Origin of the sequence: Xanthomonas sp. NCPPB 1062 (genome assembly GCF_041481705.2) — a bacterium.
Lineage (GTDB): Bacteria > Pseudomonadota > Gammaproteobacteria > Xanthomonadales > Xanthomonadaceae > Xanthomonas > Xanthomonas euvesicatoria.
Genome location: NZ_CM192987.1, coordinates 3,018,772 through 3,042,423, shown reverse-complemented (window position 1 = coordinate 3,042,423; position 23,652 = coordinate 3,018,772). Strand labels below are relative to the sequence as shown.

Sequence of the window (23,652 nt, the reverse complement as noted above, 5' to 3'; positions counted from 1 at the left end):
GTGCTTCCTCATTTCCCCTTTCGATAAAGACAAACGCATGAGCAACGAAAACCGTCGTTTCAACGTCGCCGTCGTGGGCGCCACCGGCGCTGTCGGCGAGACCATGCTGAGCATCCTGGCCGAGCGCAACTTCCCGGTAGCCACCCTGTACGCGCTGGCGTCGTCGCGCTCGGCGGGCGGGCAGGTGGAGTTCAATGGCGGCAAGGTCGATGTGCTGGACCTGGCCGAGTTCGACCCCGCCGGCGTGGACATCGCGCTGTTCTCCGCCGGCGGCAGCGTGTCCAAGGAATACGGCCCCAAGTTCGCCGCGGCCGGTGCGGTGGTGATCGATAACTCCTCGGCCTTCCGCTACGACGACGACGTGCCGCTGGTGGTGTCCGAGGTCAACCCGGAAGCGCTCAAGCAGCGCCCGCGCGGCATCATCGCCAATCCCAATTGCTCGACCATGCAAATGCTGGTGGCACTGGGCCCGATCCACCGCCAGTACGGCATCGAGCGTATCAACGTGGCGACCTACCAGTCGGTCTCCGGCGGCGGGCGTTCGGCGATGGAAGAACTGGGCAAGCAGACCAGCGAGTTGTTGAGCTTTCAGGACATCGACCCGCAGCGGTTCCCGGTGCAGATCGCCTTCAACCTGATCCCGCACATCGACGACTTCCAGGACAACGGCTACACCAAGGAAGAGATGAAGCTGGTCTGGGAGACCCGCAAGATCCTCGGCGACGACAGCATCCAGGTGAACCCCACCGCGGTGCGCGTGCCGGTGTTCTACGGCCATTCCGAAGCGGTGGCGATCGAGACCCGCGACAAGATCACCGTGGAGCAGGCGCGCGCGCTGCTGGCAGCGTCGCCTGGCGTGGAAGTGGTGGACGAGCGCAAGCCCGGCGGCTACCCGACGCCGGTCACGCATGCTTCCGGCAAGGATGCGGTGTTCGTCGGCCGCATCCGTGAAGACTTTTCGCATCCGCGCGGCCTGAACTTGTGGATCGTCTCCGACAATATCCGCAAGGGCGCTGCGCTCAACGCCGTGCAGCTGGCCGAACTGGTCGCACAGGAAGGCTAAGCAGCACGACAAAGACGACCGCGCAGCCGCCATGCGTGCGCGCGGCCGGCGCCTGGTGCAGCAGGCGTCACCCGGCCACTGCGATGCTGAGCGCGCCGTTCGCGCCTGCATGGGGACGGCTCGCGACGTGCAGTTGGCGCTCTCAACCGCCGTGCACGTGCTGGAGCATGCCGGCGCGCGGTGATGCTTCCCAGAGAGGCGCACCGCGCGCAAGCGCTCCGGCAGGGTGCGCACCGACACATGGAACGTCGGCTCGATTCTCAACCGAATTCCACCTCAACCGAATTCCACCTGCAGGCGCGCTGCCCATCGCGCGTCTGCGGGCATGCGCACGTGCGCGTATCGCCTCATGTGGCATTGGAGGACCTTGCAGCTTGCAGTGCGCAGACCTGTCGCCAGCCGCTCGCACACACTCCGTGCCTGCTCAGGCGACACGCCATTGGCGCCCTGTCATGGCATCCCGCAGCGCGTGACTTTGCACCACGCAATCTGCCGACAGGCCGTTGCGCGCTTGAGACCTCGCGCAGTGAGAGCGCCCATCAGCACTTGCCGGTTTGCATTGGCCACGCATGCATGCCGCACTGCGGCAGTGTCGCTGGCACAGCGCTCTGCATCACGGCGCCGACTTTTTCGCTCATCCAGCAGCTATATTGATGCCCATGAAACATAGGGGCGGGGGCGCGATGCGTCCGATACAAGGGATAGGTGCGTTGCTGCTGATGGCCTGCAGCGGCGCTGCAATGGCGTTGGGGCTGGGCGATATCCGGGTGCTGTCCAAGCCCGGGCAACCGCTGGTGGCCGAGATTCCGGTCATCTCCAACGAGCCGGGCGAACTGGACAACGCACGCGTGGCGCTGGCATCGGCCACCACGTTTGCGCGCGTCGGCCTGGAGCGCCCGCAAGGGCTGGTCAGCAATCTGCAGTTCCAGTTCGCGCAGGACGCACGCGGGCGTGCGGTGATCCGCGTGACCAGCAGCCAGGCGGTGGACCAGCCGGCGATCAACTTCCTGATCGAGGTGGAGTGGGGCCAGGGCCGGCTGGTGCGCGAATATTCCGCCTTGGTCGATGCGCCCAACACCGCGGCCGCCATCGCCGAGCCGGCCATCGAAGCGCCGCGTGCCGGTTCCAGCAATGCGATTGCACGCGAGCCGGCGCCGGTCGCCGCGCCCGCCGCGCAGGACAACGCCAGGGCCGAACCGGCTGCGCGTGCAACTGGCAGTGCGTCTGCTGCGTCTGCGACGCAGGCCGGCGACGCGTTGCCGGCCGTGCGCGCGGGCCAGACCTTGTCGGAGATCGCCGCGGCGGTGGCGCGTTCCAGCGGGCACTCGCTGGACCAGACCATGCTGGCGTTGCTGCGCACCAATCCGGACGCCTTCATCAACGGCAACATCAATCGCCTGAAGCAGGGCGCGGTGCTGCGCACGCCGCAGGAAGACGCGCTTGCCCAGGTCGGTGCGGCCGAAGCGGCGGTCATGGTGCGCGAGCAGGCCGCCCAGTGGCGGCAGGCGCGATCGGCGGTGCCGCAACCGGCCGAGGCCGGCGCCGCCGCTGCCGCAACGCCGCCGCCCGCCACACCTGCCGCAGCGGCTGGCAACGGCGCGCGGCTCGAAATCGCCCCTGCAGTGGCGAGTCAGACCAACAAGGCCGGCGTCACGTCCGGCACCAGTGCCGAAGGCGAGGGCGAGATGGCGGCCAATCAACAGTTGCAACAGGCCAAGGAAGACATCGCCACCCGCGATGCGGAATTGCAGGACCTGCGGACCCGCGTGGCGGATCTGGAAAAGCTCAAGCAGCAACAGCAAGCGCTGATCGCCATGAAGGACAGCGACCTGGCGGCCGCACAGAAGCGCCTGTCGGAAACCCCGGCGGCCGCACAACAGGGTGGCGGTTTTCCGCTGTGGTTGATCGGCGGGCTGGTGTTGATCGTCGCGGCTGTGGTGGCGTGGCTGGCCGCGCGCCGTCGCAAACCCTCGCCGCTGCCGCCGTTGCCGCGTCGGCAGTTCGACTTCGTCCTGCCTGGCGCGCCGGTGCAGGCCGCCGAGCCGCAAGAGGCGACGCAAGCCACTGAGCCCAGCGAGCGCGATGTGGTGCACGAGACCGAATTCGAGCAGGCCGATCTGCGCGACGAAGAGCGCGCCCATGACGCGCAGCAACCATTGTCGGACGTGCTGCGTCGCGAGCCGCTGCCGTCCGAGCCGGCTGCTGCGCCCATGGCGGTCAACAGCGACGATTGGCGTGCGCTGCGGGCCGCACCGCCGGTGGTGGCAACGCCGCCGCAGGACAGCGCCCCCGTCGACGAGGTGCAGGCTCCGCCGCACCCGGCGTTCGAGGCCGTGGAAGCGAGTCACGCAGATGTCGCACCCACGATCGGTGATGTCCCGTCTACGGCTTCCCCGGTAGCGGCGGCCACGCAAGACAGCCTGGATTTCGAGCGTCCGCCTGCGGCGCCGAGCGCTGCGCCCAGCCCCTCGGCCAGCCGGGACGTCGCCTCGGCCGGGCGCGATCGCCTGGAACTGGCGGTGGCTTACATGGACCTGGGCGACAAGGACACCGCGCGCGGCCTGCTGCTGGAAGTTGCCGCCACCGGCGACGACGCCACGCGCGCCGAAGCCGCCGAGCTGCTGGAACGCCTGGCATGAGCCCGGCGATCGATCGCCTTGCCGCGCAGGAAAGTGACGCACGCGAGCGCCGGATCGACTATGTGGAGTTCGCCTCCATCGATCCGGATGCCAGCCGTGCGTTCTTCGAAGCGGTGTTCGGTTGGCAATTCCAGGCCTACGGTCCGGATTACCTGGCCTTCAACGATGGACGCCTGGACGGCGGCTTCTACCGTGCAGCCGCGCCGGCGCCGGACGGGGGTGGTCCGCTTGTGGTGTTGTATGCCGACGCGTTGGCCCCGGTGATCGAGCGCGTGCGTGGCGCAGGCGGGGTGATCGTCAAGCCGGTCTTCGGCTTTCCGGGCGGCAGCCGGTTTCATTTCCGCGAGCCCGGCGGCACCACGTTGGCCGTGTGGTCCCAGCGCAGCGTCGCGTCCGACGACTGACTGCGCGCTGGTCGCACGCGCGTCCCGCGGCTCGGCACCAGCCAATGCGGCTCGTACACTTCACCTTCTTTGCAGCGACGGGGCTGTGCTGGCAATCGCCTGCGATGGCGGCGGCATGACCGGCGCGCCGATTTCATCGATTCACTCATAGGGCAGGTACCGATGCGTTACGCGCTGGGCGTGGAATACGACGGCAGCGAGTTCCAGGGCTGGCAGCAGTTGGGCGAGCATGGCGGGCCGAGCGTGCAGGCCAGCCTGCAGGCGGCCTTGTCGTCGGTCGCCGATGCGCCGGTGCAGGTGGTCTGCGCCGGGCGCACCGACGCGGGCGTGCATGGCGAATGCCAGGTGGTGCATTTCGATAGCGACGCACGCCGCGAGCCGCGTGGCTGGATGCTGGGCACCACTGCGCGCCTGCCGCCGTCGATCGCCGTGCGCTGGTGCGTGCCGGCAGCCGATGACTTCCACGCGCGCTTTTCCGCACGCGCGCGTCGTTACCGCTATCGCCTGCTCAATCGGCAGATTCGCCCAGCCCTGTATCGGCATACCCTGAGCTGGGAGCGTCGCCCGCTCGATGCCGATGCCATGCATGCGGCGGCGCAGGCCTTATTGGGCGAGAACGATTTCAGCGCGTTCCGCAGCGTGCAATGTCAGGCCTTGCACGCGCGCCGTCACCTGCAGGCCATCCACGTGCAGCGTATCGGCGAGGTGGTGGAGGTGCAGGTCCAGGCCAATGCATTCCTTCATCACATGGTGCGGAATATTGTGGGTTCGCTGATTTTGGTCGGTACCGGCGAGCAGCCGGCCGACTGGATCGCGACGTTGCTCGCCGGACGCGACCGCACTGTGGCCGGCCCGACAGCGCCGCCACAAGGTCTGGTATTTATCGGACCTCTGTATCCTGCAGAGTGGCATCTGCCTGCTGAGGTGACCCAATGAATCGATCGCTGTACCGCACCCGTATCAAGTTTTGTGGCATGACCCGCGCCGGCGATATCCGGCTGGCCGGCGAGCTGGGTGTGGACGCGGTAGGTTTCATCTTTGCGCATGGCAGCCCCCGGCGCGTGGCGCCGGCCGAGGCGCGCGCGATGCGCCAGGCCACTGCGCCGATGGTCGATGTGGTGGCGTTGTTCCGCAACAATTCCAAGGAAGAAGTGCGCGAAGTGGTGCGCACCGTGCGCCCGACCTTGTTGCAGTTCCATGGCGAGGAAGACGACGCGTTCTGCCGTAGCTTCAACCTGCCGTATCTCAAGGCGGTGCCGATGGGCAGCAGCGGCGTGAATGGCGAGGACGCCAACGCGCGCACGCTGCAGTTGTCGTATCCCAATACCGCTGGCTTTCTGTTCGACAGCCATGCGCCCGGCGCGGGCGGCGGCACCGGCAAGACCTTCGACTGGTCGCGCTTGCCCACCGGCTTGCACCGTCCGTTTCTGCTGGCCGGTGGCATCAACGCCGACAACGTGTTCGACGCCATCGTGGCCACGTTGCCTTGGGGCGTGGACGTTTCCAGTGGCGTGGAGTTGGCGCCCGGCATCAAGGACGGCCACAAGATGCGCAAGTTCGTCGAGGAAGTGCGGCGGGCGGATTGTCACGACATGTCGTGAGGGTGATTGGGGTTCGGGATTCGTGGCAGCGGCTATGCCGAGGCATCTCAAGCGCTGCTTCTTGCCTGCAACACCGCTGCGTCAGGATCCACTGGACAGTCGCCTGATCCTTGCGCCTTTTCGCTTGCACGTGTTTGCGAGGCGCCAGCAGCTGGCGAAGTGCTCATGTGGTGATCGCGCGCGATGGCTGCTCAGTTCTCCGCTGCCTGCAGGGTTGAAGAGGTGTGCTGGTCTGTCGCCAGCGCTTTGCCTAGCCAGCCGGCCAGCCGTTCGATGCGTGGATCGGGGTTGCGCTTGGCCGCGCACAAGACCCAGCGCCCTCGCGTGGCGGTGAAGCCCCATGGCGCCAGCAGGCGCCCGGCTGCCAGGTCCGCGGCGACCAACGGCTGCGGCGCAATCGCGATCCCAAGACCAGCGGCAGCGGCTTCCAACAGATACACCAGGTGTTCGAATTCGGTACCGAAGCGCAGCCCCTCAGGTGCCAGCCCGTGCGCCTGGGCCCATTCCGGCCAGGCTTGCGGGCGCGAGCGGGTGTGCAGCAGCGCGTGATCGCCGAGCGCGGCCGGGTTGCTCCCCTCGATCTGCAGGGTCGATGCGAGCTGAGGGCTCAGCACCGGCCCAATCCACTCCACGCCGAGGGTGTGCACCTGCCACTCGCTGGGCCAGGGCGGGGTGTCCAGCAGCAGGGCGGCATCCAAGCCGTCCAGCTCCGGACCAGGTGGCTGTTCGCTGGCCGACAGATGCAGGCGCACGTCAGGCAGCTCTTGCTGCAGCAGTCCCAGGCGCGGAATCACCCAGCGCGCCAGCAAGCTGCCCGAACACCCCAGCACCAGCGGCGCTTCGGCGGCCGGGCGTTGTAATGCCGCCCAGGCCTGACCAATCACGCCAAAGCCTTCGCCGGTGGCATCGCGAAGCCGAACGCCCGCCGCGGTCAGCACGAGGCCGCGGCCCTGGCGTGCAAACAGCGCGGCGCCCAACGCCTGTTCCAGCGAACGCACGTGCCGGCTGATGGCGCCATGGGTGACGTGCAATTCCTGCGCAGCACGGCTGAGGCTCTGCAGGCGCGCGGCAGCTTCGAACGCACGCAGCGCCGCCAGTGGAGGAAGCAAGGCACTCATATGTGATTCCAGCTCACAGGTTGCGGCAATCTTATCGATTTATTGCGCGCCGCGGCTGCGCTAAAGTGATGCCTCTCGTATGACGCATCGCTGCAGAGGATTCCATGTCGGCCCAGCCCATCAGTGACTTTTACGCCTATCCGGATGCTGCCGGTCACTTCGGCAAGTTCGGTGGCCGTTTCGTCGCCGAAACCTTGATCGGCCCGCTGCAGGAATTGTCCGCCGCCTACGATCAGGCACGGCAGGACCCGAGTTTCATTGCCGAATACGAAAAGGACCTCAAGCATTACGTCGGCCGGCCCAGCCCGATCTACCACGCCGAGCGGCTCAGCCGTGAAGTGGGTGGGGCGCAGATCCTGCTCAAGCGCGAAGACCTGAACCACACCGGCGCGCACAAGATCAACAACACCATCGGCCAGGCGCTGTTGGCCAGCCGCATGGGCAAGACCCGCATCATCGCCGAGACCGGCGCCGGCCAGCACGGCGTCGCCAGTGCCACCGTGGCGGCACGCCTGGGCCTGGAATGCGTGGTCTACATGGGCGCCACCGACATCGAGCGGCAAAAGATCAACGTCTACCGCATGAAGCTGCTCGGCGCCACGGTGATCCCGGTGACTTCCGGCTCGGCCACGCTCAAGGACGCGCTCAACGAAGCCATGCGCGACTGGGTGACCAACGTGCGCGACACCTTCTACATCATCGGCACCGTGGCTGGCCCGGACCCATACCCGCGCATGGTGCGCGACTTCAATGCGATTGTCGGTCGCGAGGCGCGCGAACAGATGCTGCAGGACTATGGTCGGCTGCCGGATGCGATCAGTGCCTGCGTGGGTGGCGGCAGCAATGCGATCGGTTTGTTCCATGCCTTCCTCAATGATCCGGGCGTCAAGATCTATGGCGCCGAAGCGGCCGGCGATGGCATCGCCACCGGCCGCCACGCCGCCTCCATCGCCGCAGGTCGCCCGGGCGTGCTGCACGGCAACCGCACCTACGTGATCTGCGACGACGACGGCCAGATCACCGAGACCCATTCGATTTCCGCCGGCCTGGATTACCCGGGTGTGGGCCCGGAGCATTCGTTCCTGTCCGACAGCGGTCGCGCGGTGTACCAGGGCATCACCGACGACGAGGCGATGGCCGCCTTCCATCTGCTGGCGCATACCGAAGGCATTCTTGCCGCGCTCGAGTCCAGCCATGCGGTGGCGCAGTCGATCAAGCTTGCGCGCGAGCTGCCCAGGGATGCGCTGGTGTTGTGCAATCTGTCCGGGCGTGGCGATAAGGATGTGCATACCATCGCAGCGCGCGAGGGGATCGCTCTTTAAAAGTGGTGGCGGCTGACGCTATCCGGACGCAGGGACGCGGCGATGCTCGAAGGAATGCTCCAGTTGGTGGCCGAGGTGCTCCTGCAGGCCTTGGCCGAGCTGCTGATCGAAGTTGGCCTGCACTCTGTCGCCGAGTCGTTCGAGCGCAGGCCCTCGCCCTGGCTGGCGGCAGTGGGCTACGCAATCCTGGGCGCGTTACTTGGCGGTGTCAGTCTCTGGCTGCTGCCGCAGCACCTCACTGCGACCTTTGGGTCTCGACTGGCAGCGCTGCTGATCGCGCCGCTGGTCGCTGGTGGGCTGATGGCCGCGCTTGGTGCGTGGCGTGCGCGTCGCGGCGACCCGGTGCTGCGCATCGATCGATTTTCCTACGGCTACCTGTTTGCGCTGTGCTTTGCGCTGATGCGGTATTTCTTTGCCACCTGAGGTTAGATGGCAGCTGGCCTTCCTCCCTTGTTCGAGTGATTTCATGCGTCGTATCGATTCCTGCTTCGCCGAGCTGCGTGCCAATGGGCGCAAGGCACTGATCCCCTTCATCACCGCCGGCGACCCATCGCTGGAAGCCACCGTGCCGGTGATGCACGCGCTGGTGCGCGCCGGTGCCGATGTGATCGAGCTGGGTGTGCCGTTCTCCGACCCCATGGCCGACGGTCCCACCATCCAGCGCAGCTCCGAGCGCGCGCTGGCACGCGGCGCCGGCCTGGCGTATGTGCTCGAAGCGGTGCACGAATTCCGTCGCGAAGATGCCACCACTCCGGTGGTGTTGATGGGCTACCTCAACCCGATCGAGATCCATGGCACGCGACGCTTCGCCGAAGCCGCGGTCGCCGCGGGCGTGGATGGTGTGCTGCTGGTCGACCTGCCGCCGGAAGAAGCCGGCGAAACGCGCGCCATCTTTACCGAGGTCGGCCTGGCGCTGATCGCACTGGCCTCGCCCACCACCAGCGAGCAGCGCCTGGACATGCTGTGCAGCACCGCGCAGGGCTATCTGTACTACGTCAGCTTTGCCGGCGTCACCGGCGCCTCCAATCTGCTCGACACCCATGCCGCCAGCGATCGCCTGCGCCAGCTGCGCCAGCGTGCCGGCGCGCCGGTGGTGGCCGGCTTCGGCATCAAGGATGCGGCCAGCGCCGCTGCCATGGCCGTGGATGCCGACGGCGTGGTGGTGGGCAGTGCCCTGGTCGCCGCATTGGCGGACGCAGGCGAGGTCCGCAGCGCCCGTGAGCGCGCCGAAGCGTTCCTGGCCCCGTTGCGCCAGGCGCTCGACCAGAAATGAGAACCGAACGTCTCTCTCAGCGCTAGGGAGTGGGTTGAGGGGGCGGGCGCAGCCACGTGCAGCCGATCCATTGCGCCGCATCGCGCCACGGCAGTCGCCGCGATCCGTCCGCGGCCATCCTGCGCAGAGACATCTCGCCGCCCAAGGCCGCAAGTCTCTGCGCCAGATCCCGCATTCATGACCCTGGCTACCTTGGCATTCCCACGGCGCGTTAGACTGTCGCCCCTCTGCGGCCCGCCAGGCCGCCCTGCATGGATTGTCATACACGCATGAGCTGGCTCAGCAAATTGATGCCCTCCGGCATCCGCACCGAAAACACCCCGGCCAAGAAGCGCAGTGTCCCCGAGGGCCTGTGGGAAAAGTGCAGCAATTGCGGGAGCGCGCTGTACGGCCCGGAGCTCGAAGAAAACCTGGAGGTGTGCCCGAAATGCGATCACCACATGGCCATCCGCGCCCGCGCGCGCCTGAATTCGCTATTCGACCCGGACACCGCCACCACTGAAATCGCCGCTCAGCTCGGGCCGGTCGACGCGCTCAAGTTCAAGGACCAGAAGCGCTACGGCGAGCGCATCAAGGCCAGTCAGAAGGCCAGCGGCGAATACGACGCGCTGATCGCCATGCGCGGCACCCTCAAGGGCAATCCGCTGGTCGCCGCTGCGTTCGATTTCGCCTTCATGGGCGGCTCGATGGGGTCGGTGGTCGGCGAGCGCTTTGCGCGTGCGGCCGAAGTGGCGCTGGAAGTGGGCTGCCCGTTCGTATGCTTTTCCGCCAGTGGCGGCGCACGCATGCAGGAAGGCCTGTTCTCGCTGATGCAGATGGCCAAGACCTCGGCCGCGCTCGGCCGCCTGCGCGAAGCCGGCCTGCCGTATATCTCGGTGCTCACCCATCCCACCACCGGTGGCGTGTCGGCCTCGTTCGCGATGCTCGGCGATATCAACATCGCCGAGCCGCATGCGCTGATCGGCTTTGCCGGCCCACGCGTGATCGAACAGACCGTGCGCGAAACGCTGCCGGAAGGTTTCCAGCGTTCGGAGTTCCTGCTCGACCACGGCGCCATCGACCAGATCTGCGACCGCCGCCAGCTGCGCGACCGCATCGCCGAGCTCACCGCGATGATGATGCGGCAGCCGCATCCGCAAGACGCCGACGCCGCATGAGCGCACGCAAGTATTTCGGCACCGACGGCATCCGCGGCCGGGTCGGGCAGGGTGTGATCTCGGCCGACTTCGTGCTGCGCCTGGGCAATGCGCTTGGCCGTGTACTGACCCAGGGCCGCAGCAAGCGGCCATTGGTGCTGATCGGCAAGGACACCCGCATTTCCGGCTACATGTTCGAAGCGGCGCTGGAGGCTGGCCTGGTTGCCGCCGGGGCCGACGTGCAGCTGATCGGGCCGATGCCGACCCCGGCCATCGCCTTTTTGACCAGCACGCTGCGCGCCGATGCGGGGGTGGTGATCAGTGCCTCGCACAATCCGCATTACGACAACGGCATCAAGTTCTTCTCCGCCGAAGGCGAGAAGCTCGACGACGCCACCGAAGCGGCGATCGAAGCGGCGTTGGACGAGCAGTTCCACACGGTGGAATCGGAGCGATTGGGCAAGGCCATTCGCACCCGTGACGCGATCGGCCGCTATATCGAATTCTGCAAGGCCAGCGTGGCGCGCGGTTTCACCCTGCACGGGCTGAAGATGGTGCTGGATTGCGCGCATGGCGCCACCTATCACATCGCACCCATGCTGTTCCGCGAGCTGGGCGCCGAGGTGGTGGTCATCGGCGCGGCGCCGGACGGGCTCAACATCAACGCCGGCGTGGGCTCGACCCATATCGACAATCTCGCCGTCAAGGTGCGCGAGTGCGGGGCGCATCTGGGCATCGCCTTCGATGGCGACGGCGACCGCGTGCTGATGGCCGATGACCAGGGCAACCCGGTCGATGGCGACGATCTGCTGTATGTGCTGGCCCGCTCGTGGCAGGCCAGCGGCCGGCTGACGGGTACCGTGGTCGGCACCTTGATGACCAATTACGGTCTGGAACAGGCGTTGGCTGCACTGAACATCCCGTTCCAGCGCGCCAAGGTCGGCGACCGCTACGTGCATCAGGCCCTGGTCGAAGGCGGCGGCACGTTGGGCGGCGAAACGTCCGGTCACCTGCTGTGCCTGGACCGTGCCAGCACTGGCGATGGCATCGTCAGTGCGCTGCAGGTGCTCGAAGCGCTGGGCCGCGATGGGCAGAGCCTGCGCGAGGCGCTGGCCAGCCTGAGCAAGGTGCCGCAGAAGACCGTCAACGTGCGCCTGGATGGCGGCACCGCCAAGGCCATCGTGGAAGCGGTCCACGTGCAGCAGGCATTGCAGCAGGCGCAGGCCGCCGTGCAAGGGCGCGGCCGCGCGTTCCTGCGCCCGTCGGGCACCGAACCGGTGGTACGGGTGACCGTGGAAGCCGACGACGCCGGCCTGATGCAGGACACGCTCGACCGGCTCTCGGGTGCAGTGCGTGACGCGGCGTGAGTCGATCGTCATTGGCGTGTGCGTGGTCATCGCCAAGGCCGCCACGTTCTACCTGTTGTATCGCCTGCTGATCTGATCAGCAGGTTTCTCTGGACCTTTCGACCTTGACTGCAGACATCCGTATGAGCGCGCGCATCCCCACGCTGGACATCACCCGTTTCGACACCGATCGCGACGCCTTCGTCGCCGAGCTCGGAGCGGCTTATCGGCAGTGGGGGTTTGCCGGCATCCGCAATCACGGCGTCGCCCAGGCCGACATCGACGCCGCCTACGACGTGTTCAAGGCGTTCTTCGCGTTGCCCGAAGCGACCAAGCGCCGTTATCACGTGGAAGGCAGCGGTGGCGCGCGCGGCTACACCGCGTTCGGCGTGGAAACCGCCAAGGATTCCAAGCACTTCGACCTGAAGGAGTTCTGGCACATCGGCCGCGAGATTCCGGACGATTCGCCGTACCGCGCAGTGATGCCGCCGAACCTGTGGCCCAGCGAAGTGCCGGGTTTCCGCGAGCGCGGCTACCAGCTGTACCAGCAGCTCGATCAACTGGGTTCGCGCGTGCTGTCGGCGCTGGCGCTGCATATCGGCCTGCCGCAGGACTACTTCGTCGACAAGACCAACAACGGCAATTCGATCCTGCGGCCGATCCATTACCCGCCGATCACCAGCGACGACATTCCCAACGTGCGTGCCGGTGCGCATGGCGACATCAATTTCATCACCTTGCTGGTGGGTGCCAGTGCCGCCGGCCTGGAAGTGCGTTCCCACGATGGCGAGTGGGTGCCGTTCACTGCCGACGCCGACACCATCGTGGTCAACATCGGCGACATGCTGCAGCGCCTGACCAACCATGTATATCCGTCCACCATCCACCGCGTGGTCAATCCGCCCGGAGAGCAGGCGCGCCAGCCGCGCTATTCGGTGCCGTTCTTCCTGCATCCCAATCCGGATTTCCTCATCGACGTGCTGCCCTCGTGCATCAGCGCCGACAATCCCAGCCGTTATCCGGAGCCGATCACGGCGCATGGCTTCCTGGAAGAGCGTCTGCGCGAGATCAAGCTGAAGTGATCTGCGCCTGCGCAACAGCCGCGCTCGCAACACCACCGGTGACCGGTGCCGCACTTCTGTTCAGAAGATTCCGCTCGCGTCTGGTTAAAGCTTGCGTTCACTCGGGCCGATAACCGAGGCTAATCGCTAGCGCGACGTCGGACTCGCCTGGCGCCCGCTGCCGATTGCACAGGGCTGGGGGCGTGCGCATGCGATGGATCAAATGGCTGGGTGTCGTGTCGGTGCTGGCGGCCTGTGCCGGCGCAGGATCGGTGTCGGCGACAGCGGTCAATGTGACCGTCGCCGATGCCGGCGGCGTGCTGGTCGATGCGGTCGTGAGCCTGGAGCCGGCGCGGCCGGCTCCGCCAGCCGCGGCCAAGACTGCGGAGATGGATCAGGTCAATTCGCAGTTCGTGCCTGCCGTGCTCGCAGTGCGCACCGGCACCCTGGTGCGCTTTCCGAACAACGATCAGATTCGCCACCAGGTGTATTCGTTCTCTCCGGCCAAGCGCTTCGAGCTGCCGCTGTTTCAAGGCACCATCGCAACGCCGGTGCGTTTCGACCAGGCGGGTCTGGTCACCATCGGCTGCAACATCCACGATTGGATGCTGGGGTACATCGTGGTGCTGGACACGCCGTATTTCGGCAAGACCGGCAGCGATGGCCGCGCCCAGCTGGAGGCGCCTGCGGGCAATTACACGCTGCGGGTCTGGCACCCGCGCATCAAGGGCGCGGCCAGCAGCGAGCCGTTGGTGATCGCACGCGAACCAGTACAGCGCCGCGTGACCCTGCAGACCACCGGCGCCGCGCCGGCCGTGGCGCCACCGGATGCGCGCGTGCGCGCCCTGCAGGACAAGTTCCGTAACGCCGACCCGAAGAAGCCGCGCCCATGAGGTCGATGCGCCTGCATACCCGCATCGCGGCCTTGCTCGTGCTGGTCGTGCTTGCCACCCAGGCGCTGACCTTCCTTGCCGTTCAGGTGGCGACCGAGCGCAGCGTCAAGGCGCAACTTGGCGAAGAGCTGGAGATCGGGCAGCGGGTCTGGCAACGCATCAACGTGCGCCGCGACGAACAGCTGCTGCAGTCGGCGTCGGTGCTGGCCGACGATTTCGGGTTTCGTGCGGCCGTTGCAAGCGGCGATGTGCCGACCATGCAGTCGGCCTTGCGTAACCACGCCGCGCGCATGTCGGCGCAAACCGCGCTCTTGCTGTCGCCCGATGGCCAATTCTTGACCGGCCTGGCCGACGTGCCGCAAGCCGAACAATTGCGTGCGGTGCAGGCCTTGCTGCAGCAAGCGCAGCGCGATGGACGCGCGGTCGGTGTGGTGGCGCTGAATCAGCACATCGTGCGGTTGGCGGTGGTGCAGGTGCTGGCGCCGAACCGGGTCGGCTGGATTGGGATCGGCAACGAATCCGGCGATGGCCTGGCGCAGGATTTCCGCACCACCACCGGGCTGGATGCGACCTTCTTTACCGATGGCCCGCCGGTGCGCGTGCTGGCCTCCACCCTGGAGCCCTCGGCGCGCGCCCAATTCGCGCAGCAGCTGCCCCTGGCCGAGAAGGTGCAGGCTGCATCGATCCCGCTGACGCTGGATGAGTCGCGTTATCTGGTCAGGCTGCAATCGATCCAGGGCGACAGCCAGGTGCGGGTGGCCTTGCAGGCATCGCTGGATCGCGCCGTGGCGCCGTACCGCATCCTCAAGCTGCGGATCCTGCTGCTGGCAGGCTTGGCCACGGTCGCTGCACTGGGCGTGGCGATTTTTCTTGCGCGCAGCGTGAGCAAACCGGTGGCGCAACTGGTGCAGGCCGCGCGGCGCATTCAGCGCGGCGACTACCGCACCGCCGTGCAGGTGCCGCCAGGCCGCGAACTCGCTGAACTGGCCGACAGTTTCGGGCGCATGCAGCACCAGATCGCCAGCCGCGAACAGCACATCCTGCATCAGGCCCGCCATGACGCCCTGACTGGGTTGCCTAACCGGATCTGGTTGCTGGAGCGCTTGAAGGACGTGGTGGATCAGACCGTGGCATCCGGTGGCACCGCCGCGGTGCTGATCCTGGATCTGGAGCGCTTCAAGGAACTCAACGACAGCCTGGGCCACGACTTCGCCGACCAGGTATTGGTGGAAGCCGGGCGTCGGTTGGTGGAGGTCGTGCAGGAGCCCAACCTGGTGGGCCGGCTGGGAAGCGATGAATTCATGGTGGTGGTGGCGCAAGCCGATGCGGCCAGCGTGCAGCAGGATGCGCAGCGCCTGCTGCTGCAGTTGCGCCGCCCGCTGGTGTTGCCGCAGGCGCGCATCCAGCTCGAAGCCAGCATCGGCATCGCCTTGATTCCCGAGCACGGCGCCGACCCGGACACCTTGTTGCGCCGGGCCGACATTGCACGGCGGCAGGTCGGTACGACGGCCGCCTTCGGCGCCAGCGTCTACCGCATGGGCCAGGACGAACAGCATTTGCGGCGTTTGCGCCTCACCGGCGATCTGCGTCAGGCCATCGGCGCCAATGAACTCACCTTGCGCTTCCAGCCCAAGATTTGTCTGCGCACCGATCATGTCGAACAGGTCGAAGTGCTGGTGCGCTGGCATCATCCGGTGCTCGGGCCGATCGGCCCGGACGAATTCATCCCACTTGCCGAACACTCCGGCGTGATCCATCCGCTCACCCGCTTCGTGCTGGACCAAGCGCTGCGCTGCCAGGCGCAATGGCGCAAGCAGGGGCTGGAACTGGGCATGGCCATCAACCTGTCGGCACTGGATCTGTCCGATCCCGGATTGCCCGACTTCGTCCGCGGCTGCCTGGAGCATCATGCCGTGCCAGCGCAGTCGGTCACACTGGAATTGACCGAAAGTGCCCTGATGCGCGATGTCGAATTCGCGCTGCACATGCTGCATCAGTTGCGCAGTGTCGGCGTGCGCCTGTCCATCGACGACTTCGGCACCGGCTATTCCTCGTTGGCACAACTCAAGCGCATGCCGGTGAACGAATTGAAGATCGACAAGAGTTTCGTCATGCAGTTGGCCGAAGGCACCGACGATGCCTTCATCGTGCGCAGCACGATCGATCTGGGGCATAACCTAGGGCTGAGCGTGATTGCCGAAGGCGTCGAGAACGCCGCGGCCCTCGCGTTGCTGCGCGGCTACGGCTGCGACATGGTGCAGGGCTATCTGTATTCGCCACCGCTGGAAGAAGCGCCGCTGGTGGCCTGGTGCATGCGCCAACTCGGCATCACCACGCCAGCGCATGCAGGAGTGCAGCGATGAGCGGGCATCTGCGTGTTGCGCTTGTTGCCGCTGCGGTGGCCGGCGTGTTCGCGCCGCTGCATGCCCTGGCCGGCGACGGGCGCCTGCTCGCCACCGGCGGCGTGTCGATGATCGAAGGCAGTAGCGGCGGCGGCATCGTGCCGTGGGCCACGTTGTCCGGGTACGGTACGCGCGACGAGCTTGGCACCGTCGCGTTCGCAACCCATGTCGACAGCGGCGATTACCGTCTCGACGTGCAGGGCGCCGCGCTCACGGTCGGCAATCGGCTGGAACTGTCGCTTGCCCGCCAGCGCCTGGATCTGGGCACCTTGCAGGACCGGCTCGGCTTGCCATGGAATGCGCTTGGCCAGGACGTGTTCGGTGCCAAGGTGCGCGTGGTCGGCGACCTTGTGTACGGACATGCGCCACAAGTCAGCCTGGGCGTGCAGTACAAACGCCTGCGCAACGGCACCTTGCCGTTGGCGATCGGTGCGCGCGACGATCACGGCACCGACATCTATGTCAGCGCAAGCCGCTTGTTGCTGCAGGGCGCTGCTGGATATCAGCTGCTGCTCAACGGCACCTTGCGCGCTACCCGCGCCAACCAGGCCGGCTTGCTCGGCTTCGGCGGCGATCGCCGCAACAGCTATCGCCTGGTTCCGGAAGTCAGCGCCGCCGTCGTGCTGTCGCCGTCCTGGGCAGTGGGTGTGGAATATCGCGACAAACCCAATAACCTCGGCTTTGCGCGCGAGCAAGCGTGGGCAGATGCATTCGTTGCCTGGTTCCCGAGCAAGCATGTCTCGTTGACCGCTGCATTCGCCGATCTTGGCGACATCGCCACGCTTGCCGATCAGCGCGGCCCTTATCTCTCCTTGCAGGTGGCGTTCTGATGAACCGATGGCTGCGCTGGTCGCTGCTCTGCGTGCTGGGCCTGACGGGCGCCTGCGCCAGCACGCAATCGCGGCAGACGCTGTACGACGAACTCGGCGGGCAGGCCGGCATCGAAGCGCTGGTGGAAACCATGCTCTCGCGCATCGCCGACGATCCACGCATCGTCGATAAATTCGCGCGCGTCAATATCGTCATGCTCAACGAGCGCCTGGTGCAGAAGTTCTGCCATGTCGCCGACGGCCCATGCCCGGACACCGCCAAATCGATGCAGCAGGCGCACGCGCACCTGGCCATCCGCGAAGGCGACTTCAATGCCCTGGTCGAGGATCTGAACTGGGCCATGGATCAGCGCAAGATTCCGCGTCGCACGCAAAACCGCCTGCTGGCGCGTCTGGCGGCCATGCACGGCGAGATCGTCAATCACTGAAGCAAGCGGGTGGTTTAGCGTTGGCGGGAAGGTGCGTGAGCTGATGCCGACTTGCGCTGGCATGCGCGTGCATCCAAATCATCTGACGCTCGATACATGCGCTTGCGTGGTCGTCGCAAGCCCTCCGGTCGCCCGGGTCGAAGGCGGGCACGAAGCGCTGCCGAGCACAGGCGATATGGCCCGCACACGCAGCCTGCCGATGCATCATTCCAGCGGCCGCACCCGATGCGAGCCGCGCGCCATCAGGCGTAGGGCAAACGCATGCGGCAACAGCCGCAGTGCTGCGTTGACCAGCCGATAGCGCCAGCCCGGTACCGCCAGCACCTGGCCGCGCTCCAGTGCGGCGATTCCATATTCGGCCACTGCATCGGCCTGCAGCCAGGCCCAGGCGGGCAGGGTGGACATCGCCTCGCGGGTGCCGGTCACGTCGTGGAATTCGGACCAGGCAAAGCCCGGACACAGCGCGCAGACCTTGACCGCGCAATCGGCGTTTTCCAGCGCCAGCGATTCGCTGAAGCGCAGCATGAAGCTCTTGCTGGCCGCATACAGGGTCTGCCCATCGGCGCTGGGCGTCAGTGCGGCGAACGAGGCCACGTTGAGAATGCGGCCCTGGCCGCTGGCACGGATCATCGGCAGCAGTCGCCAGGTCAGTTCGCACACCGCGCCCACCATCACCTGCAGGAAGCGCGCATGCGTGGCCCAGTCGTGATGCAGGTAGCGGCCCGGCACGCCGTAACCGGCGTTGTTGACCAGCGTGCCCACGGTCCAGCCGTTGCGCTGGATCTGCGTTGCCAGCGCCTCGGCCGCGGCAGGGTCGGCCAGATCGGCCGGCAGCACTTCCACCCGAACCGTGCTGCGCAATTCCTCGGCCAATGCCTGCAGCCGGTCCACCCGTCGTGCGGTCAGGATCAACGGCACGCCGCGCCTGGCGTATGCGCGCGCAATCTCGCGGCCAATGCCGCTGGAGGCGCCGGTGATCAAGGCGAAGACAGGCGAAACGGACATGGCAGGTTCCTGTAAGGGGAGGGGAAGGACATCTGGCGGACAGAAGTGTGCCGGTTGCTGCCAGCCCTTGGGCTATTCTGTCGCCTGTCTTCAACTCAGGAACCTGCGCCTGATGCGTCGAAAGATCGTTGCCGGAAATTGGAAGCTGCATGGCAGCCGCGCCTTCGCCACCGAGCTGGTGGCCAAGGTGGCCGCGCACATGCCCCTGGAGGGTGTCGAAGTCGTCATCCTGCCGCCACTGCCTTACCTCGGCGACCTGATCGAGGATTTCGAGGCCCATCACCTGTCGTTCGGAGCCCAGGACGTCAGCAGTAATGAGAAGGGCGCCTACACCGGCGAGGTCTCGGCCTCCATGCTGGTCGATGTCGGTGCCGGCTACGGGCTGGTCGGCCACTCCGAGCGCCGCCAGTATCACCATGAGAGCAGCGAGCTGGTGGCACGCAAGTTTGCCGCCGCCATCCATGCTGGACTGATTCCGGTGCTGTGCGTGGGCGAATCGCTGGAACAGCGTGAAGCCGGTCAGACCGAGGCAATCCTACGTGCCCAGCTCGACCCGGTCCTGGCGCTGGTCGGCAGCGCCGGTTTCGCAGGCGCGGTGCTGGCCTACGAACCGATCTGGGCCATTGGCACCGGCCGCACTGCGACCCCGGAGCAGGCGCAGGCCGTACACGCCTTCCTGCGTGGCGAAGTCGCGAAGGCGGATGCTAGAATCGCCGATTCGTTGCCCATCCTGTACGGGGGCAGTGTCAAGCCCGACAACGCCGGCGAGCTGTTCGCGCAGCCTGACGTCGATGGCGGGCTGGTCGGAGGCGCGTCACTGGTCGCCGAAGATTTCCTGGCCATCGCACGCGCGGCGGCCGCGTGCTAACCCATTAAGTTTTGTCCGGGGACGGATTTCGAAATGCTGATGTTGATCCTCAATGTGGTCTACGTGCTGGTCGCCCTGGCGATGATTGCGCTGATCCTGATGCAGCGTGGCGCAGGTGCGGCGGCCGGCTCCGGCTTCGGCGCCGGCGCGTCCGGCACCGTGTTCGGTTCGCAGGGTGCGTCGAACTTCCTGTCCAAGTCGACCAAGTGGCTGGCGGTGGTGTTCTTCAGCATCAGCCTGTTCATGGCGTGGTACGCCACGCACGGCGCACGTCCTACGGATCAGAACCTGGGTGTGATGTCGCAGTCGGCAACCCCGGCTCCGGCCGCCGCCGGCGAGCTCACCCAGCCGTTGCCGCAGGCCCCGGCCGCAGGTGCGGTGCCGACCGCTCCGTCGCAGCCGGCTCCGGCCGCCGCCCCGGCAGTGGCGCCTGCGCAGTCCGCACCGGCGCAGCCGGCGCCTGCAGCAAGCGAAGAAAACGCTTCAGAACCAGCACAAAAACGCTGAAGCCGGTTACAATACGCTGCGCACTGGGATGCCCAGCGGCGCAACGTATGCCCAGGTGGCGGAATTGGTAGACGCACTACCTTGAGGTGGTAGCGACTTAGGTCGTAGGGGTTCGAGTCCCCTCTTGGGCACCATTGTTTGGCTGCAGTTCCTGCGCATCGCTTGTCGCGCGCGGGGTCTGCCTATACCCCATGCCGGCACGCGGCGCGTGCGGGCAGAGGCAAGAGAGAATCGCTGTGCTGGCCGAATATTTTCCGAGTCTGCTGTTTCTGATCGTCGCCACCGGTATCGGCATCGTGCTGATGTTGGTCGGTCGATTCCTCGGTCCGCGTAGCCCGGACCCGCGCAAGCTCTCGCCTTACGAGTGCGGCTTCGAAGCCTTCGAAGACGCGCGCATGAAGTTCGATGTGCGCTACTACCTGATCGCGATCCAGTTCATCGTGTTCGATCTGGAAATCATCTTCATCGTGCCGTGGACGCAGGTGTTCATGGAGATCGGCGCACGTTCGCTGGTCACCATGGGGCTGTTCGTCGGCATGTTGTTCCTCGGCTTTATCTACGTGTGGAAGAAGGGAGCGCTGGAATGGGAGTGATTCAGACCCTGGATAGTCTGATGACCAACCCGATGCCGGAAGGCCGGGTGGAAGACATCCTGCGCCCGGAAGGCGAAAACCCGTTGCTCGAAAAGGGCTACGTGACCACCAGCGTCGATGCGCTGCTCAACTGGGCGCGTACCGGCTCGATGTGGCCGATGACCTTCGGTCTGGCGTGCTGCGCCGTCGAGATGATGCACGCGGGCGCCTCGCGCCTGGATCTGGACCGCTACGGCGTGGTGTTCCGCCCGTCGCCGCGTCAGTCCGACGTGATGATCGTGGCCGGTACCCTGGTCAACAAGATGGCCCCGGCGCTGCGCAAGGTCTACGACCAGATGCCCGATCCGAAGTGGGTCATCTCGATGGGCAGCTGCGCCAACGGCGGCGGCTACTATCACTATTCGTATTCGGTGGTGCGCGGTTGCGACCGCATCGTGCCGGTGGACATCTACGTCCCGGGCTGCCCGCCGACCGCCGAGGCGCTGGTCTACGGCATCTTGCAGCTGCAGAAGAAGATCTGGCGTACCCAGACGATCGCGCGCTGACACCCGTCTTCTTCTACCGAGAGCAGCCAAGCCCCCATGGCAGAGCAAGCATCCTCCTTCACTGACCGACTTGCGGCACGTTTCGCCGGTGCGCAGATTGCCGTGGCATTGCCGCGCGGCGAAGTGACGCTGGAAGTCGCGGCCGCCGATTGGCACGCCACCTGTCTTGCACTGCGTGACGAGCTCGGTTTCGAACAGCTCAGCGACCTGTGTGGCGTCGATTACCTGGGCTACGGCAGCGACGAGTGGGATACCGCCGACGTGTCGTCGCAGGGCTTCAGTCGCGGCGTCGAAGGCAAGGCCGTCGGCCGTTTCGCCTGGGGCGAGTTCCCCAGCCAGGAAAGCTCTGCTGGCGCGCAGCCGCAGCAGCTGCCCAAGCAACGTTTTGCGGTGGTCGCACAGCTGATTTCCTACCAGCACAACCAGCGTCTGCGCGTGCGTTGCTACGCACCGGACGAGCAGGTGCCGGTGGTGGCGTCGTTGACCGATATCTGGCCGGGCGTGAACTGGTTCGAGCGCGAGGCGTTCGACCTGTTCGGCATCGTGTTCGATGGGCACCCGGACCTTCGCCGCATCCTGACCGACTACGGATTCGTCGGCCACCCGTTCCGCAAGGACTTTCCGCTGATCGGCAACGTCGAAGTGCGTTACGACGAGGAGCGCAAGCGCGTGGTGTACGAGCCGGTGACCTCGGTCGAGCCGCGCGTCGGCGTGCCGCGCGTCATTCGCGACGATGCCCGTTATGAGACTGCCGCTGGTGAAGTGGGCAAGTCGGAGACTGCCAAGTGAGTGAGTTCCGCCAGGCAACCGATGCCTTCGCGAGCAATCCTGTCGAAAGCAAGCAGGAAATCCGCAATTACACGATGAACTTCGGCCCGCAGCATCCTGCGGCGCACGGCGTGTTGCGCCTGATCCTGGAAATGGATGGCGAGACCGTGGTGCGTGCCGATCCGCATATCGGCCTGCTGCACCGTGGCACCGAGAAGCTGGCCGAGTCCAAGCCGTTCAACCAGTCGGTTCCGTACATGGATCGTCTGGATTACGTCTCGATGATGTGCAACGAGCACGCCTATGTGCGCGCGATCGAATCCCTGATGGGGATCGAAGCACCCGAGCGTGCGCAGTACATCCGCACCATGTTCGACGAGATCACCCGCATCAAGAACCATTTGATGTGGGTCGGTTCCAATGCGCTCGATCTGGGTGCGATGGCGGTGATGCTGTATGCATTCCGCGAGCGCGAAGAACTGATGGACGTCTACGAGGCGGTCAGTGGCGCGCGCATGCACGCGGCCTACTACCGTCCCGGCGGCGTCTACCGCGATCTACCCGATCGCATGCCGCAGTACAAGGAGTCGCGTTGGCACAAGGGCGGGGCGCTGAAGAAGCGCAATGCCGGTCGCGAAGGCACCATGCTGGACTTCCTCGAGGAGTTCACCAATACCTTCCCGGCACGCGTGGACGAGTACGAGACCCTGCTGACCGATAACCGCATCTGGAAGCAGCGTACCGTCGACGTCGGCATAATCAGCCCGGATCTGGCACGCGCCTGGGGCATGACCGGTCCGATGTTGCGTGGCTCGGGCATCGAGTGGGATCTGCGCAAGAAGCAGCCCTACGCCAAGTACGACGCGGTGGATTTCGATATCCCCGTCGGCACCAACGGCGACTGCTATGACCGCTACCTGGTGCGCGTGGCCGAGATGCGCGAATCCAACCGCATCATCAAACAGTGCGTGAAGTGGCTGAAGGCCAACCCGGGCCCGGTCATGGTCACCAATTTCAAGGTCGCTCCGCCCAGCCGAGAAGGCATGAAGGACGACATGGAAGCGCTGATCCATCACTTCAAGCTGTTCAGTGAAGGCTATTGCGTGCCGGCCGGCGAAACCTATAGCGCGGTGGAAGCACCCAAGGGCGAGTTCGGTTGCTACTTGATGTCCGACGGCGCCAACAAGCCGTTCCGCGTGCATCTGCGCGCGCCGGGTTTTGCGCATCTGTCGTCGATGGATGCGGTGGTGCGTGGCTATTTGCTGGCCGACGTCGTGGCGATGATCGGTACTTACGATTTGGTTTTCGGTGAGGTTGACCGATGAAGGCGACGGGTAATTTCGAAGCGGCGCGCGACGTCGATCCGCAGGTGGTGCTGAGCGACAAGACGCGCGCCCACATCGATCACTGGCTGACCAAGTTCCCGCCGGACCGCAAGCGTTCGGCGGTGCTGCAGGGTCTGCACGCCGCGCAGGAGCAGAACCAGGGCTGGCTGACCGACGAATTGATCGTGGGCGTAGCCAAGTACCTGGAGCTGCCGCCGGTATGGGCTTATGAGGTCGCCAGCTTCTACTCGATGTTCGAGACCGAGCGCGTCGGCCGCCATAACGTGGCGTTCTGCACCAATATCAGCTGCTGGCTCAATGGCGCCGAGGATCTGCTGGCCCACGCGGAAAAGAAGCTGGGTTGCAAGCTGGGGCAGTCGACGGCCGATGGTCGCGTCTACCTCAAGCGCGAAGAAGAGTGCCTGGCTGCCTGCTCCGCGGCGCCGATGATGGTCATCAATGGCCACTATCACGAGCATCTGACGAAAGAAAAGGTCGACGCGCTGCTGGACGGGCTGGAGTAAG

24 protein-coding genes and 1 tRNA gene are annotated in these 23,652 nt (G+C 66.0%); 23 read left to right on the top strand and 2 right to left on the bottom strand.

The window, feature by feature from the left end; translation table 11 throughout:
• The first annotated feature begins 37 nt into the window (after positions 1–37).
• The 5 genes from ACCQ16_RS13320 to ACCQ16_RS13300 all read left to right on the top strand — a co-directional run bounded on the left by ACCQ16_RS13320 (position 38) and on the right by ACCQ16_RS13300 (position 5,707).
• Entirely contained in the window at positions 38–1,063 is a 1,026-nt protein-coding gene (locus ACCQ16_RS13320; protein WP_011347954.1) for an aspartate-semialdehyde dehydrogenase, read from the top strand.
• Between the two features lie 683 nt (positions 1,064–1,746).
• On the top strand, positions 1,747–3,702 hold the full coding sequence (locus ACCQ16_RS13315) for a type IV pilus assembly protein FimV (RefSeq protein WP_506175220.1): 1,956 nt from the start codon (positions 1,747–1,749) through the stop codon (positions 3,700–3,702).
• On the top strand, positions 3,699–4,106 hold the full coding sequence (locus ACCQ16_RS13310) for a VOC family protein (RefSeq protein ID WP_218505868.1): 408 nt from the start codon (positions 3,699–3,701) through the stop codon (positions 4,104–4,106). The genes ACCQ16_RS13315 and ACCQ16_RS13310 overlap by 4 nt, the downstream gene beginning before the upstream one ends.
• Before the next feature lie 162 nt (positions 4,107–4,268).
• Positions 4,269–5,042, top strand: coding sequence for a tRNA pseudouridine(38-40) synthase TruA (gene truA, locus ACCQ16_RS13305; protein ID WP_136732725.1), 774 nt, complete (start codon positions 4,269–4,271; stop codon positions 5,040–5,042).
• A complete protein-coding gene (locus tag ACCQ16_RS13300) occupies positions 5,039–5,707 on the top strand; it encodes a phosphoribosylanthranilate isomerase (RefSeq protein ID WP_008570953.1) in 669 nt (222 codons plus the stop codon). Before truA ends, ACCQ16_RS13300 begins: the two co-directional genes overlap by 4 nt.
• Before the next feature lie 191 nt (positions 5,708–5,898).
• Here ACCQ16_RS13300 and ACCQ16_RS13295 read toward each other — a convergent pair whose 3' ends face one another.
• On the bottom strand, positions 5,899–6,825 hold the full coding sequence (locus ACCQ16_RS13295; RefSeq protein WP_277572656.1) for a LysR family transcriptional regulator: 927 nt from the start codon (positions 6,823–6,825) through the stop codon (positions 5,899–5,901).
• A 104-nt stretch (positions 6,826–6,929) separates the two neighbouring features.
• Between ACCQ16_RS13295 and trpB the strand changes: the two genes are divergently transcribed.
• The 10 genes from trpB (at position 6,930) to ACCQ16_RS13245 (ending at position 17,516) form a co-directional block, all read left to right on the top strand.
• Positions 6,930–8,147 (top strand): tryptophan synthase subunit beta, encoded by a 1,218-nt coding sequence (gene trpB / locus ACCQ16_RS13290; RefSeq protein WP_277572657.1) that lies wholly within the window; start codon positions 6,930–6,932, stop codon positions 8,145–8,147.
• A 42-nt stretch (positions 8,148–8,189) separates the two neighbouring features.
• A complete protein-coding gene (locus tag ACCQ16_RS13285; RefSeq protein ID WP_008570955.1) occupies positions 8,190–8,570 on the top strand; it encodes a hypothetical protein in 381 nt (126 codons plus the stop codon).
• Positions 8,571–8,613: 43 nt separating this feature from the next.
• A complete protein-coding gene (gene trpA / locus ACCQ16_RS13280; RefSeq protein ID WP_031423335.1) occupies positions 8,614–9,420 on the top strand; it encodes a tryptophan synthase subunit alpha in 807 nt (268 codons plus the stop codon).
• Positions 9,421–9,689: 269 nt separating this feature from the next.
• A complete protein-coding gene (gene accD / locus ACCQ16_RS13275) occupies positions 9,690–10,577 on the top strand; it encodes an acetyl-CoA carboxylase, carboxyltransferase subunit beta (RefSeq protein ID WP_008570957.1) in 888 nt (295 codons plus the stop codon).
• Positions 10,574–11,923 carry a phosphoglucosamine mutase gene (gene glmM, locus ACCQ16_RS13270; RefSeq protein WP_277572658.1) on the top strand — a complete coding sequence of 450 codons (1,350 nt, stop codon included), beginning with the start codon at positions 10,574–10,576 and terminating at the stop codon, positions 11,921–11,923. The genes accD and glmM overlap by 4 nt, the downstream gene beginning before the upstream one ends.
• Positions 11,924–12,045: 122 nt before the next feature.
• A complete protein-coding gene (locus ACCQ16_RS13265) occupies positions 12,046–12,984 on the top strand; it encodes an isopenicillin N synthase family dioxygenase (protein ID WP_029819752.1) in 939 nt (312 codons plus the stop codon).
• A gap of 188 nt (positions 12,985–13,172) precedes the next feature.
• The gene (locus ACCQ16_RS13260; RefSeq protein ID WP_277572659.1) at positions 13,173–13,856 is read left to right on the top strand and encodes a methylamine utilization protein; all 684 of its coding nucleotides are present in this window, start codon (positions 13,173–13,175) and stop codon (positions 13,854–13,856) included.
• Complete coding sequence (locus ACCQ16_RS13255) at positions 13,853–16,219, top strand: putative bifunctional diguanylate cyclase/phosphodiesterase (protein ID WP_011347945.1); 2,367 nt, start codon at positions 13,853–13,855, stop codon at positions 16,217–16,219. The genes ACCQ16_RS13260 and ACCQ16_RS13255 overlap by 4 nt, the downstream gene beginning before the upstream one ends.
• The gene (locus ACCQ16_RS13250) at positions 16,216–17,088 is read left to right on the top strand and encodes a DUF3034 family protein (protein ID WP_218496252.1); all 873 of its coding nucleotides are present in this window, start codon (positions 16,216–16,218) and stop codon (positions 17,086–17,088) included. The genes ACCQ16_RS13255 and ACCQ16_RS13250 overlap by 4 nt, the downstream gene beginning before the upstream one ends.
• Entirely contained in the window at positions 17,088–17,516 is a 429-nt protein-coding gene (locus ACCQ16_RS13245) for a group I truncated hemoglobin (protein ID WP_029819750.1), read from the top strand. The genes ACCQ16_RS13250 and ACCQ16_RS13245 overlap by 1 nt, the downstream gene beginning before the upstream one ends.
• A 204-nt stretch (positions 17,517–17,720) precedes the next feature.
• Here ACCQ16_RS13245 and ACCQ16_RS13240 read toward each other — a convergent pair whose 3' ends face one another.
• Positions 17,721–18,521 (bottom strand): SDR family NAD(P)-dependent oxidoreductase, encoded by an 801-nt coding sequence (locus tag ACCQ16_RS13240; RefSeq protein ID WP_008570965.1) that lies wholly within the window; start codon positions 18,519–18,521, stop codon positions 17,721–17,723.
• Positions 18,522–18,633: 112 nt separating this feature from the next.
• On the opposite strand from ACCQ16_RS13240, the gene tpiA reads away from it, so the two are divergent.
• The 8 genes from tpiA (at position 18,634) to nuoE (ending at position 23,651) form a co-directional block, all read left to right on the top strand.
• The gene (tpiA, locus tag ACCQ16_RS13235) at positions 18,634–19,389 is read left to right on the top strand and encodes a triose-phosphate isomerase (RefSeq protein ID WP_008570966.1); all 756 of its coding nucleotides are present in this window, start codon (positions 18,634–18,636) and stop codon (positions 19,387–19,389) included.
• 33 nt (positions 19,390–19,422) lie between these two features.
• Positions 19,423–19,896: a preprotein translocase subunit SecG gene (gene secG / locus ACCQ16_RS13230; protein ID WP_014090525.1), complete on the top strand. Its 474-nt coding sequence runs from the start codon at positions 19,423–19,425 to the stop codon at positions 19,894–19,896.
• 49 nt (positions 19,897–19,945) lie between these two features.
• Positions 19,946–20,030, top strand: a tRNA-Leu gene (locus tag ACCQ16_RS13225).
• A 102-nt stretch (positions 20,031–20,132) separates the two neighbouring features.
• On the top strand, positions 20,133–20,489 hold the full coding sequence (locus ACCQ16_RS13220; RefSeq protein WP_372379975.1) for an NADH-quinone oxidoreductase subunit A: 357 nt from the start codon (positions 20,133–20,135) through the stop codon (positions 20,487–20,489).
• Positions 20,480–21,034 (top strand): NuoB/complex I 20 kDa subunit family protein, encoded by a 555-nt coding sequence (locus ACCQ16_RS13215; protein WP_005914280.1) that lies wholly within the window; start codon positions 20,480–20,482, stop codon positions 21,032–21,034. The genes ACCQ16_RS13220 and ACCQ16_RS13215 overlap by 10 nt, the downstream gene beginning before the upstream one ends.
• 36 nt (positions 21,035–21,070) lie before the next feature.
• Positions 21,071–21,823, top strand: a complete 753-nt coding sequence (locus ACCQ16_RS13210) for an NADH-quinone oxidoreductase subunit C (protein ID WP_011347939.1) — start codon at positions 21,071–21,073, stop codon at positions 21,821–21,823.
• Positions 21,820–23,127 carry an NADH-quinone oxidoreductase subunit D gene (locus ACCQ16_RS13205; RefSeq protein WP_008570969.1) on the top strand — a complete coding sequence of 436 codons (1,308 nt, stop codon included), beginning with the start codon at positions 21,820–21,822 and terminating at the stop codon, positions 23,125–23,127. Before ACCQ16_RS13210 ends, ACCQ16_RS13205 begins: the two co-directional genes overlap by 4 nt.
• Positions 23,124–23,651 (top strand): NADH-quinone oxidoreductase subunit NuoE, encoded by a 528-nt coding sequence (gene nuoE, locus ACCQ16_RS13200; protein ID WP_003485548.1) that lies wholly within the window; start codon positions 23,124–23,126, stop codon positions 23,649–23,651. The genes ACCQ16_RS13205 and nuoE overlap by 4 nt, the downstream gene beginning before the upstream one ends.
• Position 23,652 lies beyond the last annotated feature (1 nt).

Coding starts and splice junctions, on each gene's coding strand:
- nuoE (WP_003485548.1), top strand. CDS start 23,124: ATGAAGGCGACGGGTAATTTCGAAGCGGCGCGCGACGTCGATCCGCAG.
- ACCQ16_RS13315 (WP_506175220.1), top strand. CDS start 1,747: ATGCGTCCGATACAAGGGATAGGTGCGTTGCTGCTGATGGCCTGCAGC.
- ACCQ16_RS13265 (WP_029819752.1), top strand. CDS start 12,046: ATGAGCGCGCGCATCCCCACGCTGGACATCACCCGTTTCGACACCGAT.
- ACCQ16_RS13320 (WP_011347954.1), top strand. CDS start 38: ATGAGCAACGAAAACCGTCGTTTCAACGTCGCCGTCGTGGGCGCCACC.
- ACCQ16_RS13210 (WP_011347939.1), top strand. CDS start 21,071: ATGGCAGAGCAAGCATCCTCCTTCACTGACCGACTTGCGGCACGTTTC.
- ACCQ16_RS13245 (WP_029819750.1), top strand. CDS start 17,088: ATGAACCGATGGCTGCGCTGGTCGCTGCTCTGCGTGCTGGGCCTGACG.
- ACCQ16_RS13215 (WP_005914280.1), top strand. CDS start 20,480: ATGGGAGTGATTCAGACCCTGGATAGTCTGATGACCAACCCGATGCCG.
- truA (WP_136732725.1), top strand. CDS start 4,269: ATGCGTTACGCGCTGGGCGTGGAATACGACGGCAGCGAGTTCCAGGGC.
- ACCQ16_RS13285 (WP_008570955.1), top strand. CDS start 8,190: ATGCTCGAAGGAATGCTCCAGTTGGTGGCCGAGGTGCTCCTGCAGGCC.
- ACCQ16_RS13300 (WP_008570953.1), top strand. CDS start 5,039: ATGAATCGATCGCTGTACCGCACCCGTATCAAGTTTTGTGGCATGACC.
- ACCQ16_RS13260 (WP_277572659.1), top strand. CDS start 13,173: ATGCGATGGATCAAATGGCTGGGTGTCGTGTCGGTGCTGGCGGCCTGT.
- ACCQ16_RS13310 (WP_218505868.1), top strand. CDS start 3,699: ATGAGCCCGGCGATCGATCGCCTTGCCGCGCAGGAAAGTGACGCACGC.
- trpA (WP_031423335.1), top strand. CDS start 8,614: ATGCGTCGTATCGATTCCTGCTTCGCCGAGCTGCGTGCCAATGGGCGC.
- trpB (WP_277572657.1), top strand. CDS start 6,930: ATGTCGGCCCAGCCCATCAGTGACTTTTACGCCTATCCGGATGCTGCC.
- ACCQ16_RS13255 (WP_011347945.1), top strand. CDS start 13,853: ATGAGGTCGATGCGCCTGCATACCCGCATCGCGGCCTTGCTCGTGCTG.
- ACCQ16_RS13240 (WP_008570965.1), bottom strand. CDS start 18,521: ATGTCCGTTTCGCCTGTCTTCGCCTTGATCACCGGCGCCTCCAGCGGC.
- secG (WP_014090525.1), top strand. CDS start 19,423: ATGCTGATGTTGATCCTCAATGTGGTCTACGTGCTGGTCGCCCTGGCG.
- glmM (WP_277572658.1), top strand. CDS start 10,574: ATGAGCGCACGCAAGTATTTCGGCACCGACGGCATCCGCGGCCGGGTC.
- accD (WP_008570957.1), top strand. CDS start 9,690: ATGAGCTGGCTCAGCAAATTGATGCCCTCCGGCATCCGCACCGAAAAC.
- tpiA (WP_008570966.1), top strand. CDS start 18,634: ATGCGTCGAAAGATCGTTGCCGGAAATTGGAAGCTGCATGGCAGCCGC.
- ACCQ16_RS13250 (WP_218496252.1), top strand. CDS start 16,216: ATGAGCGGGCATCTGCGTGTTGCGCTTGTTGCCGCTGCGGTGGCCGGC.
- ACCQ16_RS13295 (WP_277572656.1), bottom strand. CDS start 6,825: ATGAGTGCCTTGCTTCCTCCACTGGCGGCGCTGCGTGCGTTCGAAGCT.